The organism is Janthinobacterium sp. GW821-FHT03C08 (assembly GCF_059420905.1).
The window spans coordinates 295494-311678 of sequence record NZ_JBWKUP010000001.1; the positions used below are offsets into that span (position 1 = coordinate 295494).

The window sequence follows — 16185 nt, forward strand, 5'->3', positions numbered from 1 at the left end:
GTCAAGCGATGCCGTGCAAGGCCAGCGCCCATTCGACGTGTTCGCGCACGATGGCCGACGGATGCTCGCGGCGCGACAGCAGGGCCGCGACGATGTCGGCCTGGCCACGGGCCTTGGCGGCCGCGTTGCCCATGCCGACGGCCAGGTTGCGCAGCCAGCGTTCGTGGCCGATGCGGCGGATGGCGCTGCCTTCCATGCGGCGGTTGAATTCCTCTTCCGTCCAAGCGAACAATTCCACCATGCCGGCGCCGCCCAGGCCGTGGCGCTCGTCGAAGTCGGGCACGACGGCGCGCTGGGCGAACTTGTTCCATGGGCAGACGGTCTGGCAATCGTCGCAGCCGTACACCTTGTTGCCGATCAGGGGGCGCATCTCGACGGGAATGGCGCCTTTCAGCTCAATCGTCAGGTAGGAGATGCAGCGCCGCGCGTCGAGCTGGTACGGCCCCAGGATGGCTTGCGTCGGGCACACCGTGATGCACGCCGAGCACTGGCCGCAACGCGGCGTTTCAGGCGGGTCGACGGGCAGCGGCACGTCGACGAGGATCTCGCCGAGGAAAAAGAAGGAGCCGCCCTGGCGGTTGATCAGCAAGGTATGCTTGCCGCGCCAGCCCAAGCCGCCCTTTTGCGCCAGCTCGACTTCCATCACGGGCGCCGAATCGCTGAAGACGCGGTAGCCGAAGTCGCCGATCTCGCCCTTGATGCGATCGGCCAGTTGCTGCAGGCGCGAGCGCATCACCTTGTGATAATCGCGTCCCCGCGCATACACGGAGATCACGGCCGCAGACGGATCGGCGTCGCGCGCCGCCTCGTGCGCGCGCCAGTCGGGCCCCAGCGCCGGCGGCAGGTAATTCATGCGCGCGCTGATGGTGCGCACCGTGCCCGGCACCAGTTCGGCCGGGCGCGCGCGCTTCATGCCGTGGCTGGCCATGTAATCCATTTCGCCGTGATACCCTGCATCGAGCCAGGCCTGCAAGGGTGCTTCCATGTGCGACAGGTCCACGTCGGCGATGCGCACCTCGGCAAAACCCAGCTCGCGCCCCCATTCCTTGATGGTGCGCGCCAGGACGGCGAGATCGGTGACGGTGGCGGACATAGGGGACTTTACGGAAAACGGCAGGCGCGCGGGCGGTTACAATGACAGCAGCCTCCATTTTATGCGATACGGAAGATAATGACCGAACACTTCAAAGCCCACCTCCACGACGAAGCCGGCACCGCCGCGCTGGGCGCCGCGCTGGCGCGCGCGCTGGCGCCGGGCCTGGCGATCTACCTGCACGGCGACCTGGGCGCCGGCAAGACGGCCCTCACGCGCGCCCTGCTGCACGCGGCCGGCCATGCGGGCCACGTCAAAAGCCCCACCTATACCTTGTCCGAACCGTACACGGTGCAGCTCGACGGCCAGAGCGTCAACGTCATCCACTTCGACCTGTACCGCATGGGCAGCGCCGAGGAATTCCTCGACGCGGGCTTTCGCGAAGACTTCGATGGCCGCAATATCTGCATCGTCGAATGGCCGGAGAAAGCCGAACCGGTGCTGCCGCCGGCCGACCTGAATGTTTATTTGAGCGTTGCGGGTACAGGACGTGATGTAGAATTGCAAGCGTCTTCTGAATTGGGTCTGTCATGCCTTCACCGTCTCAAATTCGCCCCGAACCTTTGATTTCCTCGCCCATCACCCGGCGCACGGTGCTCAAGGCCGGCGGCACCCTGCTGTTGTCCGTGTTTGCGCCCATGTCGGCGATGGCGGCGCAAATTCTCGCCGTGCGCGTCTGGCCGGCCGAGGACTACACGCGCGTCACGCTGGAAAACGACAGCATCCTGAAGGCCACCCACTTCATCGTCAAGGACCCGGAACGCCTGGTGGTCGACATCGAAGGCCTGGAACTCAATCCCACCCTGAAGGGCCTGGTGGCGAAGATCCAGTCGAACGACCCGTACATCAAGCAGGTGCGCGTGGGCCAGAACCGGCCCAACGTGGTGCGCCTGGTGTTCGACCTGAAGGAGGAAGTCACGCCGCAGCTGTTTACCCTGCCGCCGGCCGGCTCCTACAACCACCGCCTGATCTTCGACCTGTATCCCGTGCACGAGCCGGACCTGATCGCGCAGATGATCGAAAAGGGCGACTGGTCCAGCGACCCGGCCAAGCCGCCCATGGCCGGCACGCATACGCCGCCGCCCGCGCTGCCCCTGCCTGAGAGCGGCAAGCCGCCCGTGGCCGCCGTGACGCCGCCGGCGGCGCCCATGGTGCCGCCCATGCCCGAACTGCGTCCGGAGCAGCGCCCCGAAGCGCGTCCGCTGCCGGGCCAGAAAGTCGTGCGCATGATTACCATCGCGCTCGATCCCGGCCACGGCGGCGAAGACCCGGGTGCCATGGGCAGCCGGGGCAGCCGCGAAAAAGACGTGGTGCTGGCCATCGCCAAGCGCCTGAAAACCAAGCTGGAACTGCAGCCGAACATGCGCGTCATGCTCACGCGCGACGCCGACTTCTTCGTCCCGCTGGGCATGCGCGTGGAAAAGGCGCGCAAGGTGCAGGCCGACCTGTTCGTCTCCATCCACGCCGACGCCTTCATCCAGCCGACGGCGCGTGGCTCGTCCGTCTTCGTACTGTCGGAAAAAGGCGCCACCTCGACGGCCGCGCGCTGGCTGGCCAACAAGGAAAACCAGGCCGACCTGATCGGCGGCGTGAACGTGAAAAACCACGACAAGCAGCTGGCCAGCGTGCTGCTCGACCTGTCGACGACGGCGCAGATCAATGACAGCATGAAGCTGGGCAAGGCCGTGCTGCGCGAAATCGGCGGCATCAACCGCCTGCACAAGGGTTCCGTCGAGCAGGCCGGCTTCGCCGTGCTCAAGGCGCCCGACATTCCCTCCATCCTGATCGAGACGGCCTTCATCTCGAACCCGGAAGAAGAGGCCAAGCTGACCGACAACGGCTACCAGGACCAGATGGCCGACGCCATCGTCACGGGCATCAAGAATTATTTTGCGAAGAATCCGCCGCTGGCGAAAAGCCGTTTGACCTGACATGGACACCTGCATGAGCAACACCACCTTTGGCCAGCTGCCGGCCGTGACCATCCGTGCCGCCGACGGCGCGCAGGCCACCGTCACCCTGTACGGCGGTCACCTGGTGTCGTGGCAGACCAGCGACGGCCAGGAACGCCTGTTCTGCAGCCGCGAATCAAGCCTCGACGGCAGCCGCGCCATCCGCGGCGGCGTGCCCGTGATCTTCCCCCAGTTCGGCGCGCGCGGCACGGGCATGCGCCACGGCTTTGCCCGCTTGGCGACGTGGCAGCTGTCGGCCAGCGGACACGAAGATGGTGCCGCCTATGCCCAATTCACGCTGACGCAGGCCGACCTGCCTGAGGCGATCGCCGCCGCCTGGCCGTTCGCCTTTTCCCTGCGCCTGCGCGTGGCCGTGAAGGGCGCCGCGCTGGACCTGAGCCTGTCCGTGCACAACACGGGCGAGCAGGCCTTCCCGTTCTCGGCGGCCCTGCACAGCTACTTTGCGATCGATCAATTGCGCGAGGCGCGCATCGCCGGCCTGCAGCGCGTGCGCTATTCGGACGAGACGCCGCAAGATGCCCTGCAGGCGGAAGAATTCCTGCAATTTGACGACAAGCTCGACCGCATCTACTACCAGCTGCCGGGCGCCCTGACCTTGCACGCTGGCCCCGCCACCCTGCGCCTGGAGCAGCAGGGCTTTACGGACGCCGTCGTGTGGAACCCCGGCGCGCAGGACGCGGCCGCCCTGCCCGACCTGGCCGACGACGAGCAGCCGCGCTTCATCTGCATCGAGCCGGCGCTGATCCAGCCCGACCTGCTGGCCGCCGGCGCCGGGTGGAACGGGCGCCAGCGTCTCGAATTCGTTTAGTTGGATTCCTTGATGATGCGGCCATTCGCCGGCTGAACCGGCCGCGCATTCAACGGGTACAGACGGCTGAACAGCGCCATCTGCGCCGGCGACGCCTGCACCGGCTGCTTCATCACCATCCACAGCACGCCTTCGCTGCAAGGCGGCTCCGTCATCGATCCCATGTAGGTGTAGTAGTCGCGCCGCGCCGGCAGCATCTCGGCCGGGTCGAGCAGGATCGATGGCTGCATGGTCTCGAATTTTTCCAGCGGCAGGTTGTTCCACACGGTCTGGATGGTCGCTTGCGGCGCGCCCCGCTCCAGCAGCAGGGCCAGCACGGCCAGCCGGCCTTCCGCGTCGCGGTGCACCAGGTGCACCACCATCTCGAACGCCTTGCCATTGATGCGCTCTTCCGACGGGCGGTGGAAATGGAACTGCTGCAGCTCGAACATGCGGTTCTGTACCGTGATGTAGTTGCCGCCACTGACGCCCACCTGCACCGTGTGGCCATTATCGACCACGTTGAACGACGACGGATGGTAGTCAAAGCTGATCTGCTCGAGCTCCACCTTCATGCCGTCGCGGATGTCGATCGGCGACTGGCGGTTGCCATTGCCGCACTTGGCCCAATCGACGTTGATCTTGCTCCAGTTGGCCGGGCCGCTGTCCCCCTCGTACGACCAGTGCGTGCCGCGCGGCACGGGCGGTGGCGGCGGAGGCGCCGCCTTCACCACGGCGGCGCGCTTGGCGCGGGCGGCGGCGCGGGCCGCCTGGGTGGCACGCATCTCCGCCAGGCGCGCCGCGATGCGTTCGGACAGGTCGACTTCGGCCGCGTCTTCCTTCTCGCGCGCCGTGGGCGCGACAGTCACGGGCGCCTTGCCCTTGACGGACTCGGTCAGGGTTTTCATGGCGGCCGCGCGCGCCGACGCCGACATGGGCGCGCCCGCCGGTACGGAGGCGGCTGCGGCGGCCGACGCCGGGGCATCTTTGGCGCTGGCCAGGGCCGTCATGGCGGCAAGGCTGCAAGCTAACAGGGCGCTCAAATGTCGCATGGAAATCCAGAAAGTAAGAATACCCTCTGGTTTACGGCTGGAAAGCAATAAAACTTGAATCAGTACGGGAGGAAAACAGCAACAGGGAAGGGGAAAACGGGATCCCGGGCCAGCTGCGGACAGTGCCGCAGCGTGTCAGCCCGGGATCAATGCGGCCTCAAGCCGACTTGCCGGCCATGCGCTTGTAGAGTTTCCACATGCCGCCCAGCACCACTGGCACGACGGCGGCGCCGACACCGATCAGCACGATCAAGGTCAGGTGGTCGCGGATCCACGGAATATTGCCGAAGAAGTAGCCCGCCGTCACCAGGCCCACCACCCACAACAGGGCGCCCGTCACGTTGTACATCTGGAAGCGCGTATGCGTCATGTCGGAAATGCCGGCAACGAAGGGGGCAAAGGTGCGCACCACCGGCACGAAACGGGCCAGGATGATGGTCTTGCCGCCGTGCTTTTCAAAGAATTCGTGCGTGCGGCGCATGGCATCCTTGTTGATCCAGCGGTAATCGTGGGTAAACACCCTTTGCCCGATGGCCTCGCCTATCCAGTAATTGAGCGTATTGCCCGTGACGGCGGCCGTCACCAGCAGGGCAATCAGCAAGCCCAGGTGCATTTGTCCCGTCGCGCAAAACGCGCCGGCGATAAACAATAAAGTATCTCCAGGAAAGAAAAACAGGACCACGAGGCCTGTTTCGCAAAAAATAATGGCAAACAGCACCGCATACACGAGGGTGCCGTACTGCTCGATCAAGAGACCCAGCGTCTTGTCGACATGCACGATCATGTCGAGGAATTGCACAAAATCCATATATTTTTCCCTAAAGGTAGCGGCGGAATCATACACCACCGGACCAGCGCAACGGCAGTCCCCGGCGCGATATTTCGAGATTAATTCGGCAGCGCCCGTGGCGGTGTGGCATTTTAAGGAAAGGTTAAGGAAAAGCCGCGTCCCGTCCCTTGAGTAAAATTAATATAGGCAATGTTTTTCCAGCGAAACATTGCCTTTCCGGTATACACTTTCTGACCGGCGCAACCCGCGCCGCCCTGGAGAAACCATGTATCTGCACCCACTGAGCGGCCTGACCCTGGCCACCACTCTGGGCCTTGCCCAGCTGCCTGCCATCGCGGCGCCCGTCCAGATCAAGGCGCCCGCCGAACTGCCCGCCCGGGCCACCATCGCCGACGCGGTCAAGGCATCGAAGCCGTCGGACTGGCGCCCGCTGGACCCGGACAATACCCTGTACCTGGAGATTCCCGCCGGCCGGGTGGTGCTGGAACTGGCACCCGACTTCGCACCAAAACATGTGGCCAACATCAAGGCCCTGGTGGCGGAGCAGTATTACGACGGCCTGGCCATCACGCGCGCGCAGGACAACTGGGTGGTGCAGTGGGGCAATCCGGCCGAGAAAAATCCAAAACCCATCCAGCATGCGCAGCGCACCCTGCCCGGCGAATTCACCGTACCGCTGACAGGCATCAGGAACTTCACCCGCCTGCCGGACGGCGATGGCTATGCGCCGCAAGTGGGCCATTCGAACGGTTTTCCCTCCGCGCGCGACCCGAAAAGCGGCACCGCCTGGCTGACGCATTGCTACGCCACGCTGGGCGTGGGGCGTGACAATGCCAGCGACAGCGGCGGCGGCACGGAACTGTATGTCGTCATCGGCCAGTCGCCGCGCCACCTGGACCGCGACATCACCGTCGTCGGCAGGGTCGTTGCCGGCATGCCATTGCTGTCGACCCTGCCGCGCGGCACGGCGCCCATGGGCTTCTATGACAGCCCGGAAAAGAACGTGCCGATCAAGGCCATCCGCCTGGCCGCCAGCGTGCCTTTGGCACAGCGTGCCAACCTGGAAGTGATGCGCACCGACAGCGCCGCCTACCAGGCCGTGCTGGAAGCCCAGCGCCACCGGGGCGGCCCGTGGAGCAAGGTCACGGCTGGCCACATCGACGTGTGCAATACGCCGATCCCGGTGCGGGAGGTGGCGAAGTAGCCGGTGCCCGACAATTCGCAACCCGTTATAATCAGGGCATGAACGCTCCCATCACGCCCCACCGCCCAATCCAGGCCCTGCCTGACCAGTTGATTTCGCAAATCGCCGCCGGCGAGGTGGTCGAGCGGCCATCGGCCGTCGTCAAGGAGTTGCTGGAAAATGCGCTGGACTCGGGCGCCACGCAGATCACCGTGCGCCTGGAAGAAGGGGGCGTGAAACGCATCGCCATCACCGACAACGGGCGCGGCATTGATAAAGACCAGCTGCCGCTGGCCCTGGCGCGCCACGCCACGTCGAAGATTGCCTCGCTGCACGACCTGGAAAACGTGGGCACCCTGGGCTTCCGCGGCGAAGCGCTGGCATCCATCGCTTCCGTGGCCGCCGTCACGCTGACCTCGCGCACGATGGATGCGGCCCATGCATGGGAAATCGTCGGCTCGCACAACGGCAGCGTCTCGCCCTCGTCGGGTGCGCACGGCACCACGGTGGACGTGCAGGACCTGTATTTCAATACGCCCGCGCGGCGCAAGTTCTTAAAATCCGAGCAGACGGAATATGGCCACTGCGCCGAAGTCGTGCGCCGCATCGCCCTGGCGCGGCCGGACGTGTCGTTTTCGCTGTCCCACAACGGCCGCACCATCGACCAGTGGAATATCAGCGAACTGGCCAGGCGCAGCGCCCACATCCTGGGCAACGACTTCGCCGAAGCGCGCCTGGCGCTGGACGAATCGGCCGGCACCCTGCGCCTGCACGGCTTTGCTGGCCTGCCGACGGCCTCCAAGGCGCGCGCCGATGGCCAGTTCTTTTACGTCAACGGCCGCTTCGTGCGCGATAAATTGCTGGTGCACGCCGTACGCATGGCCTACCAGGATGTGCTGCATGGCGACCGTTTTCCTTCCTACGTGCTGGCGCTCGACCTCGACCCGGCGCTGGTGGACGTCAACGTGCACCCGTCGAAGATCGAGGTGCGCTTCCGCGACAGCCGTTCCGTGCACCAGTTTGTCTTCCATGCAGTGCAGCGCGCGCTGGCGCAGACGTCGGCCACGGCCTTCGGCAGCGGGCCGGCGCCCCTGCCGGCCGCTTCCACCCTGGGCGGCGGCGATACCGGCGCGGCGAGCGGCGGCCCCGGCATCTGGCGCCGCGAGCAGACGCAGACCTCGTTCGGCGCGCAATTCACGAACACCTTCGCCCCGGCCACGCCGGGCGCACAGCGCCCCTTCTTTGCCGACGCGCCGGGAGTGGCGCAGGATACGGCCGCGTATGGCGCCCTGTTCGGCGGCGCTACCGCTTCCTCGCCGATCACGCAGGTGGAGCCCTACATCGCCTCGCCCGAAGCCATGGCGCGCGAAGAATATCCGCTGGGCTTTGCCCTGGCCCAGCTGCACGGCATCTACATCCTGGCGCAAAACACCAAGGGCCTGGTGCTGGTCGACATGCACGCCGCGCACGAGCGCATCCTGTACGAACAGCTGAAAAACGCGCTGCAGGCACAGGTCTCGGGCCAGGACATGCAGGTGCAATCCCTGCTGATTCCCGTGACCTTCTATGCGGACGCCATCGAAGTGTCGACGGCGAATGAAAACCAGGACACATTAAAGGCGCTGGGCTTCGACATCGCCACCCTGTCGCCCACCACCCTGGCCGTGCGCAGCGTGCCGACCCTGCTGAAGAACGCCGATGCGCAGACCCTGGCGCGCGACGTGCTGCGCGACGTGCGCGAATACGGCGGCTCGCGCGTGCTCATCGAGCGCCAGAACGAATTGCTGGGCACCCTCGCCTGCCACACGGCCGTGCGCGCCAACCGGATCTTGTCGGTGCAGGAAATGAACGCCCTGCTGCGCCAGATGGAAAGCACGGAGCGCGCCGACCAGTGCAACCACGGCCGGCCCACGTGGGTGCAGGTCGAGATCAATGCGCTAGACAAACTGTTCCTGCGCGGCCAGTAAAAGAGCCTGAAAAACGTCCATGGCGGCGTTGCACTGCCTCGCCGTACTAGCCGTACTGTCTTCGGCAATGCGCCTTGCCCTGAACGTTTTGCCTGTCTCTTTTGCACCACATCATACAAAACCAACATGCAAAACACCCCACACCTCCCCCTGGCCGTCGCCATCATGGGCCCCACGGCCAGCGGCAAGACGGCCAGCGCGCTGGCCATCGCGCAAGCCATCCCGTCCGAGATCATTTCCGTCGATTCCGCCCTCGTCTACCGTGGCATGGATATCGGCACGGCCAAGCCGTCGAAAGAGGAACTGGCGGCCGTGCCGCATCATCTGATCGACATCATCGATCCGCTCGATGCCTATTCCGTGGCGCAGTTCCGCAACGATACCCTGCGCCTGGTGGCGGAGATCTCGGCACGCGGCAAGCTGCCGCTGCTCGTCGGCGGTACCATGCTGTACTTCAAGGGGCTGGCCGATGGCCTCGACGACTTGCCCGGCGCCGATCCCGTGCTGCGCGCCCGGCTGGAAGAAGACGCGGCCACCATCGGCTGGCCCGCCATGCATGCGCGCCTGGCCGAGCAAGACCCCATCACGGCGGCGCGCCTGGCGCCACAGGATGCGCAGCGCATCGGCCGCGCGCTGGAAATCATCGCCCTGTCCGGCCAGCCCATGTCGGCCCTGCTGGACCGGCGCGAAAAGACCGTGCTGCCATTTCAATTGCAATCGTTCGCGCTGGAGCCGTCCGACCGCGCCGTGCTGCACGCGCGCATCGCCACGCGCTTCGACCTCATGCTGAAAAACGACGCCCTGCTCGACGAAGTGGAGCAGCTGCGCCGGCGCGGCGACCTGCATCCGGGCTTGCCCTCCATGCGCTGCGTGGGCTACCGCCAGGCCTGGGAATACCTCGATGGGCGCATCGACCGCGCCACCTTGCGCGAGACGGGCATCATCGCCACGCGCCAGCTGGCCAAACGACAGCTGACCTGGTTGCGCTCCATGCCGGAACGCATCGTCATCGATTGCCTGGGTGCCGATCCGGCCAGCGCCATGCTGGCGCAGATCCAGCCGTTGCTGAAATAATCATGAACGCTGCGGCACGCAAAAAATCCGCACATTTTTTTGCGCCGGCATTGACAAGGAAATGGGAAGACTGGATAATGCTCGGCTGTTGGGTGATATAGCTCAGTTGGTTAGAGCACAGCATTCATAATGCTGGGGTCGGTGGTTCAAGTCCACCTATCACCACCAAAGAACATCGATCGGGGTTTTTCCTGGTCAAAGCGAGCATCCGGTCTGTCTGGTGATATAGCTCAGTTGGTTAGAGCACAGCATTCATAATGCTGGGGTCGGTGGTTCAAGTCCACCTATCACCACCAAAAGAATTTGCAGCATTGATGAACCCGCCCTGCCCCGTGCAGCGGCGGGTTTTTTCATTTCCGGTCGCGCCATATTGCGGCCTGGATGCAACACCTGCACAATCCCCTGCATGCGGGGATTGTGGCAAATGGCGGCTGGCGCTTACAATGAGAATAATTCTCATTTATATTGTTCGTCGCCATGTCCACCATCCAGCCCAGCCTGCAGCAGCAAGTGCAGTCGCTCTACAGCGATCACCACGGCTGGCTGGTGGGCTGGCTGCGTAAAAAACTCAGCTGTCCCCATGGCGCGGCCGATGTGGCGCAAGACACGTTTGTGCGCATCATCGCCTCGCGCGACGCCCTGTTCGGCATGCGCGAACCGCGCGCCTATCTGTCGACGACGGCCAAGCGCCTGCTGCTCGATCGCGCGCGCCGGCAAATGCTGGAACGCGCCTACCTGGCGGAACTGGCCCTGCTGGCCGACAGCCTGCCCGGCGCGCCATCGCCGGATGAAGTCCTGATGGCCGTGCAGGCGCTCGAACAGATTGCCGGCGCGCTGGCCTGCCTGTCCGCCAGGGCGCGCGACGCCTTTTTGCTGCATTACCTGGAAGAGCTGCCCCAGGCCGCCGTCGCCGCGCAACTGAACGTCTCCACGCGCATGGTGCAGAAATACCTGGTGCAAGCCTTGCTGGCGTGCCGCCACGCCTGTCCCGGCATGGCAGCATGATGCGCACGCGCACGGATATCGCCGCCGAACAGGCCGCGCACTGGATCGTGCAGCTGAGCGCGGACGACCCGGCCGAGCGCGAGCGGGCGCGGGCCGGCTACGCCGCGTGGAAGGCGGCCGACCCGCTGTATGCGACGACGGCGGCCGACATGGAAATCCTGCTGGAGCAGTTGAGCGCCGTGCGCGCGCCGGCCGGCGGCGACCACCGTCCCGCGCGCGCCGCGCTGGCCGCCATCGCCCCCAGACGCCAGCGCCTGCGCCAGCTGGCCGCCGCCAGCGCCGTGGCCGTGCTGGTCATCGGCAGCGCCATGCTGGCCAGCGAACGCCCAGCCTACCTGCTGGCCGACCTGCTCAGTCCCACGGGGCAATGGCGCACGCATACCCTGGCCGACGGCAGCCGCCTGACCCTGGGCAGCGGCAGCGCCGTCAACGTGCATTTCAGCGCGGGCGAGCGGCATGTGGAACTGGTGCGTGGCGATATCCTCGTCGACGTGGCCAGGGATGCGCAGCGCCCCTTCTACATCGACAGCGGCCAGGCGACGATCCGCGCGCTGGGCACGCGCTTCACGGTGCGCAGGGACGACGACCTAACGATATTGAGCATGCTGGAGTCAAAAGTATCGGCGCAGGTGCCGCAGCATCCCGCCAGCATCGTGCAGGCGGGCCATCGCGCGCGCATCACGCGCGATGGCGTGGGGCCACTGACCGCCATCGATGCGGCCAGCGTGCAGGAAGCGTGGCGCGCGCACCAGTTGGTGGTTGATGACCAGCCGCTGGCCGAGGTGCTCGACGAACTGGCGCGCCACCGCCCCGGCCAACTGCATTACGACCGCGCGCAGATCGCCGGCATCCGCGTGGCCGCCGTGCTGCCGCTGGACGACACGGACAAGGCCCTGCAGCTACTGATCGACAATTTCCCCCAGCTGCGCATCCGCATGTTGACGCGCTACCTGGTGATGGTCGACGCGCCAAGCACTGGCACCGCAAAAAAATAATTTGCCACGCAGGTTCGTGTTGGCGCATCTCGTGCGTCAAGGCAGCTGAGATCATTCAAAAAAGGCTGTCACCATGTACGTTCCCGCTTCGTCCCCGACTCCCCTGCGCACGCGTTTGAGCCCGCTGGCCCTGGCCGCCCTGCTGCTGGCCAGCGCCGGCATGCACGCCCAGGCGTTCGCCCAGACGGCACCCGCCGCCGCCAGCTACAGCATTCCCGCCGGCCCGCTGGCCGGCGCCCTGAACCGCTATGCCCAGCAGGCAGGCGTGTCCATCGTCATCGATGCGGCCAAGGTCCAGGGCTTGACGACTGCCGGCCTGCAGGGCAACTACGCCATCGACGACGGCTTCGCCGCGCTGCTGCGCGGCAGCGGCTACGTCATCGGCAAGACGGCCACCGGCTATGTGCTGGTGGCCGCGCCGGCAGCCGCGCCCACGGCCGCCGCCACATCGGCATCGGCGGCCGAGCGCACCATGCCCTCGATTACCGTCGTCGGCCAGGCCGAGCAAGGCGCCACCACGGAAGGCAGCGGCACCTACACGGCCCGCAAGCTCACCATCGGCAAGGGCGAGCAGGCGATGAAGGACATCCCGCAGTCGGTGAGCGTGCTGACGCGCCAGCGCCTGGACGACCAGGGCATCACGGACTTGCGCGAAGCCGTCAATAACGTCACCGGCGTGGTCGGCGTGCATGGCGTGGGGCCGGGCGTGGTCATCACGGCGCGCGGCTTCCAGATCGACCAGTGGCAGTACGATGGCGTGCCCATCGACCGCAACACCTACGCGTTGGGTAACTGGGGCCAGGAAAACATGGTCATCTACGACCGCCTGGAAGTGCTGCGCGGCGCCTCCGGCATGCTGGTCGGCACGGGCAGCCCAGGTGGCTCCGTCAACCTGGTGCGCAAGCGCCCGCTGGCCACGCGCGCCATCACGTTGACTGGCCGCGCCGGTTCCTGGGACCACTACGGCGCCCAGGTCGACATCAGCAGCCCCCTGAACGCGGAAGGCACCCTGCGCGGGCGCGCCATCGTCGATGAAGACGACAGCCATTCCTTCATCGACCAGGTGTGGAGCAAGAACCGCACCCTGTACGCGGCGCTCGACTACGACCTGGCGCCCGCCACCACCATCGGCCTGGCGGCCAGCCACGTCAAGGCCCATGGCCGCCCCACCTTCATCGGCCTGCCCCGCTACGCGGACGGCAGCGAACTGCCACTGCCGCGCTCCACCTTTACGGGCGCCGACTGGAACCGCAGCCAGGTGGAACAGAGCACCGCCTACCTGGACCTGGAACACCACTTCAATACGCAATGGAGCCTGAAGGTCTCGGCCCTGGGCACGAATGAAAGCACCAGCTCCACGCACCAGCGCACGGCCTTCGCCATCAATCCCGATGGCAGCGGCGCGCGCTATGGCGACTTCTCCACCGATTTCGACAACCGCAAGCGCGGCATCGACGCCTTCGTGCGCGGAAAATTCGACGCCCTGGGCATCGCGCAGGAGGTCGTCGCCGGCGCCAGCTATGTCAGCTTCACCTCTAACGACCGCTATGCCCGCGCATGGGAAACGGGTGCCGATATCTTCCATATCAAGCACAATCGTCCGTGGCAGGACTTCGATACCATCGCCGCGCGCCCGGCGGGCGTGACCAGCTACAGCACCTACGACATGCGCCAGAAAGGCCTGTACGCCACCTGGAACGGCCAGCTGACAAGCAATCTGAAAGCCCTGCTGGGCGGGCGCTTCAGCTGGTACGACTTCCTGTATGCCACGCCGGACGGCTACCGCGACGCCACCCGCACCACGGCCAAGTTCACGCCATCGGTGGGCCTGATCCATGCATTGACGCCGCAATGGTCGGCCTACGCCAGCTATGCTGACGTGTTCCAGCCGCAGACGAACCACGATGTGACCGGCCGCACCCTCAAGCCGATCACGGGCAGCAGCTACGAGGGCGGCATCAAGGGCGAACTGCTGGATGGCACGGTCAACACCTCGCTGGCCGTGTTCCGCTATGACCACAAGGACCGCGCCGTCACCGATTACGCTGCCGGTTTCGCCTGCGACGGCTGGTACTGCTCGCGCGCCTCGGGCAAGGTGCGCAGCCAGGGCCTGGAAGCGGAAGTATCGGGCGAAGTGGCGCGCGGCCTGCAGCTGTCGGCCGGCTATGCCTACACGACGACGAGCTACCTCGACGACCCGGACAACAAGGGCGAGGTCTTCTCCACGTGGACGCCGAAGCACATGCTGCGTCTTTGGTCCAGCTATACCCTGCCCGGCGCGTGGGACAAGTTCAGCGTGGGCGCCGGCGCCAGCCTGCAAAGCCATACGCTCGACACGGAGCGCACCTTCAAGGTGGCCGGCTTCTCGATCTGGAATGCGCGCCTGGGCTGGCAAGCCACGCCGCAAGTGGCCGTGTCGGTCAACGTCAACAACCTGCTCGACAAGCGCTACATCATCCCGTCCTACAACACCACCGGGTCGAACAACTACTATGGCGACCCGCGCAACGTGCAGTTCACCGTGAAGTACACGCCGAAGTGGTAGGCTGACGCGCTGCGCTGACGGCATGGGCGGGCACGGCATTCAGCCGCGCCCGCCTTTTTTGTATTCGGTGCTAGGCTTGCATCCGAGAAATCCACCGAGAAAAACCATGCCCCCATCGCTCCCCCTGCCCGCCTTGCTGCTGGCCCTGGCCTGCTGCACCGGCCCCGCCCTGGCCGCCGACGGCTACTACCAGACCAAGACGCCATATGCGCCGCAGCAGGACCCGGCCACGTATGCCGCGCCGCCGGACGGTTTCCAGCCCATCTACACCCAGCTGGTGGCGCGCCACGGCTCGCGCGGCCTCACCGGCATGAAGAACGACGCGGCCCTGTATGCGATGTGGCAGCAGGCCGCCGCGCAGGAGGCGCTTACGCCCCTGGGCCGCGAACTGGGGCCCGACATCCTGGCGCTGATGAAGGCGAATGCCCTGCTTGGCTATGGCGTGGCGGGCATTGAGACGCCCGGCTACGGCAATCTGTCGCAGACGGGCATCGAGGAACACCGGCAACTGGCCGTGCGCCTGCTGGCGCGCCTACCCGCCCTGTTCGCGCAGGTGGGCCGGGAGGCGGCGACGGCGCCGCGCCAGCTCGTCACCATCAACTCGGGCGTGGACCGCGCGCGGGACAGCGCGCGCTTCTTCACGCAATCGCTGCTGGAGCACGCGCCCGCGCTGGCACCCTTGCTCTATCTGCCACCGGCGCCGGCGCCTTATCCGCAAGGACGCAAGCCCGGGGTACAGCCAATATTGCAGCCCGATGGCGTCAACCGCTTCCTGCTGTACGCGCACAAGCTGGCGCCGCAGACGGACCTGGTCAGTGATCCGGCCAACCCGTACTTCGCCACCTACGGCGCCAGCCAGGCTTACCAGCGTTACGAAAAAACCAAGCAGCTGCACGCCCTGCTGGATGCCCCGGCCCGGCAGCCGGAAGCGGCCGCGCATGCGCGCCACGTGCTCGAACGGCTGTTCACACCCGCCTTCCTCGACCAGTTCGGGCGCGGAGCCAGCAGCTATGCGGACACGGGTAGCTACACCTTCACCAGCGCGGACGGCAAGCTGACACGCACCATGACGGGCAGCGGCAAGACCGCCATCCGCAACCTGCATGCGGCGGCCACCAAACTGTATGAGCTGTATGCCATCGCCGCCGGCCTGCGCCATGAAGTGCCGGCCGATTTCGGCCGCTACATGCCCGCCGAGGACGCGCGCTACTACGCATCCGTCGCCGACCACGAGGATTTCTACCAGAAGGGTCCGGCCACCACGGACAGCAAGGGCGTCACCTGGCGCTTCGCGCTGGCCTTGCGCGCGGACTTTTTCAATGAAGTCGACGCGCTGGCCAGGGGAGATTTGCGCCACGCGGCCAAGCTGCGCTTCACGCACGCCGAAATGCTCATCCCCCTCGCCTCGGCCATGGGCTTGCCGCAGGCGCTGGTCCCCTTGCCCGCGGCGACGCCCTACAGCTACGCCGACAATCCCTGGCGCGGCCAGAACGTCTCGCCGCTGGCGGCCAACATGCAGTGGGATGTGTACCGCAACGGCGAAGGCCGGCTCATCGTGCGCCTGCTGTACAACGAAAAGGAAACGCCGTTCCAGGCGGCCTGCGATGGCGCCCGCATCGCGCCCGGCAGCGTGTTCTACGACTACGCGGCACTGAAAGCCTGCTACGGCCACGTGGCGCTACCGTAGTCAAAAAAAACCGCCAGCAGGGGCTGGCGGCTTT

13 protein-coding genes and 2 tRNA genes are annotated in these 16185 nt (G+C 65.9%); 12 read left to right on the top strand and 3 right to left on the bottom strand.

Annotated features, from left to right (window positions below; all coding sequences use genetic code 11):
• Position 1 precedes the first annotated feature (1 nt).
• Positions 2-1093 (bottom strand): tRNA epoxyqueuosine(34) reductase QueG, encoded by a 1092-nt coding sequence (gene queG / locus AC07VL_RS01345; RefSeq protein ID WP_494804274.1) that lies wholly within the window; start codon positions 1091-1093, stop codon positions 2-4.
• A gap of 78 nt (positions 1094-1171) precedes the next feature.
• Here queG and tsaE point away from each other — a divergent pair, with 78 nt between their 5' ends.
• The 3 genes from tsaE to AC07VL_RS01360 are packed head-to-tail and all read left to right on the top strand — an operon-like array spanning position 1172 to position 3874.
• Positions 1172-1660, top strand: coding sequence for a tRNA (adenosine(37)-N6)-threonylcarbamoyltransferase complex ATPase subunit type 1 TsaE (tsaE, locus tag AC07VL_RS01350; protein WP_230539960.1), 489 nt, complete (start codon positions 1172-1174; stop codon positions 1658-1660).
• A complete protein-coding gene (locus tag AC07VL_RS01355; protein WP_494804275.1) occupies positions 1624-3024 on the top strand; it encodes an N-acetylmuramoyl-L-alanine amidase in 1401 nt (466 codons plus the stop codon). Before tsaE ends, AC07VL_RS01355 begins: the two co-directional genes overlap by 37 nt.
• A gap of 13 nt (positions 3025-3037) precedes the next feature.
• Positions 3038-3874, top strand: a complete 837-nt coding sequence (locus AC07VL_RS01360; RefSeq protein ID WP_494804276.1) for a D-hexose-6-phosphate mutarotase — start codon at positions 3038-3040, stop codon at positions 3872-3874.
• On the opposite strand, the gene AC07VL_RS01365 is transcribed toward AC07VL_RS01360, so the two are convergent.
• Both AC07VL_RS01365 and AC07VL_RS01370 read right to left on the bottom strand, forming a co-directional pair.
• Positions 3871-4905 carry a carbonic anhydrase gene (locus AC07VL_RS01365; RefSeq protein WP_494804277.1) on the bottom strand — a complete coding sequence of 345 codons (1035 nt, stop codon included), beginning with the start codon at positions 4903-4905 and terminating at the stop codon, positions 3871-3873. The two genes, AC07VL_RS01360 and AC07VL_RS01365, sit on opposite strands and share 4 nt — an antisense overlap.
• A 157-nt stretch (positions 4906-5062) precedes the next feature.
• Complete coding sequence (locus tag AC07VL_RS01370) at positions 5063-5713, bottom strand: VTT domain-containing protein (RefSeq protein WP_494804278.1); 651 nt, start codon at positions 5711-5713, stop codon at positions 5063-5065.
• 247 nt (positions 5714-5960) lie between these two features.
• Here AC07VL_RS01370 and AC07VL_RS01375 point away from each other — a divergent pair, with 247 nt between their 5' ends.
• The 9 genes from AC07VL_RS01375 (at position 5961) to AC07VL_RS01415 (ending at position 16151) form a co-directional block, all read left to right on the top strand.
• Positions 5961-6899, top strand: a complete 939-nt coding sequence (locus AC07VL_RS01375) for a peptidylprolyl isomerase (RefSeq protein WP_494804279.1) — start codon at positions 5961-5963, stop codon at positions 6897-6899.
• Positions 6900-6937: 38 nt separating this feature from the next.
• Positions 6938-8845, top strand: a complete 1908-nt coding sequence (gene mutL, locus AC07VL_RS01380; protein ID WP_494804280.1) for a DNA mismatch repair endonuclease MutL — start codon at positions 6938-6940, stop codon at positions 8843-8845.
• 126 nt (positions 8846-8971) lie between these two features.
• Complete coding sequence (gene miaA / locus AC07VL_RS01385) at positions 8972-9919, top strand: tRNA (adenosine(37)-N6)-dimethylallyltransferase MiaA (RefSeq protein ID WP_494804281.1); 948 nt, start codon at positions 8972-8974, stop codon at positions 9917-9919.
• Between the two features lie 91 nt (positions 9920-10010).
• Positions 10011-10087, top strand: a tRNA-Met gene (locus AC07VL_RS01390).
• 51 nt (positions 10088-10138) lie between these two features.
• A tRNA-Met gene (locus tag AC07VL_RS01395) sits at positions 10139-10215 on the top strand.
• A 181-nt stretch (positions 10216-10396) separates the two neighbouring features.
• Positions 10397-10924: a sigma-70 family RNA polymerase sigma factor gene (locus AC07VL_RS01400; RefSeq protein ID WP_494804282.1), complete on the top strand. Its 528-nt coding sequence runs from the start codon at positions 10397-10399 to the stop codon at positions 10922-10924.
• Positions 10921-11919 carry a FecR family protein gene (locus AC07VL_RS01405; protein WP_494804283.1) on the top strand — a complete coding sequence of 333 codons (999 nt, stop codon included), beginning with the start codon at positions 10921-10923 and terminating at the stop codon, positions 11917-11919. The genes AC07VL_RS01400 and AC07VL_RS01405 overlap by 4 nt, the downstream gene beginning before the upstream one ends.
• Positions 11920-11992: 73 nt before the next feature.
• The gene (locus AC07VL_RS01410; protein WP_494804284.1) at positions 11993-14464 is read left to right on the top strand and encodes a TonB-dependent siderophore receptor; all 2472 of its coding nucleotides are present in this window, start codon (positions 11993-11995) and stop codon (positions 14462-14464) included.
• A gap of 106 nt (positions 14465-14570) precedes the next feature.
• Complete coding sequence (locus AC07VL_RS01415) at positions 14571-16151, top strand: histidine-type phosphatase (RefSeq protein WP_494804285.1); 1581 nt, start codon at positions 14571-14573, stop codon at positions 16149-16151.
• Positions 16152-16185 lie beyond the last annotated feature (34 nt).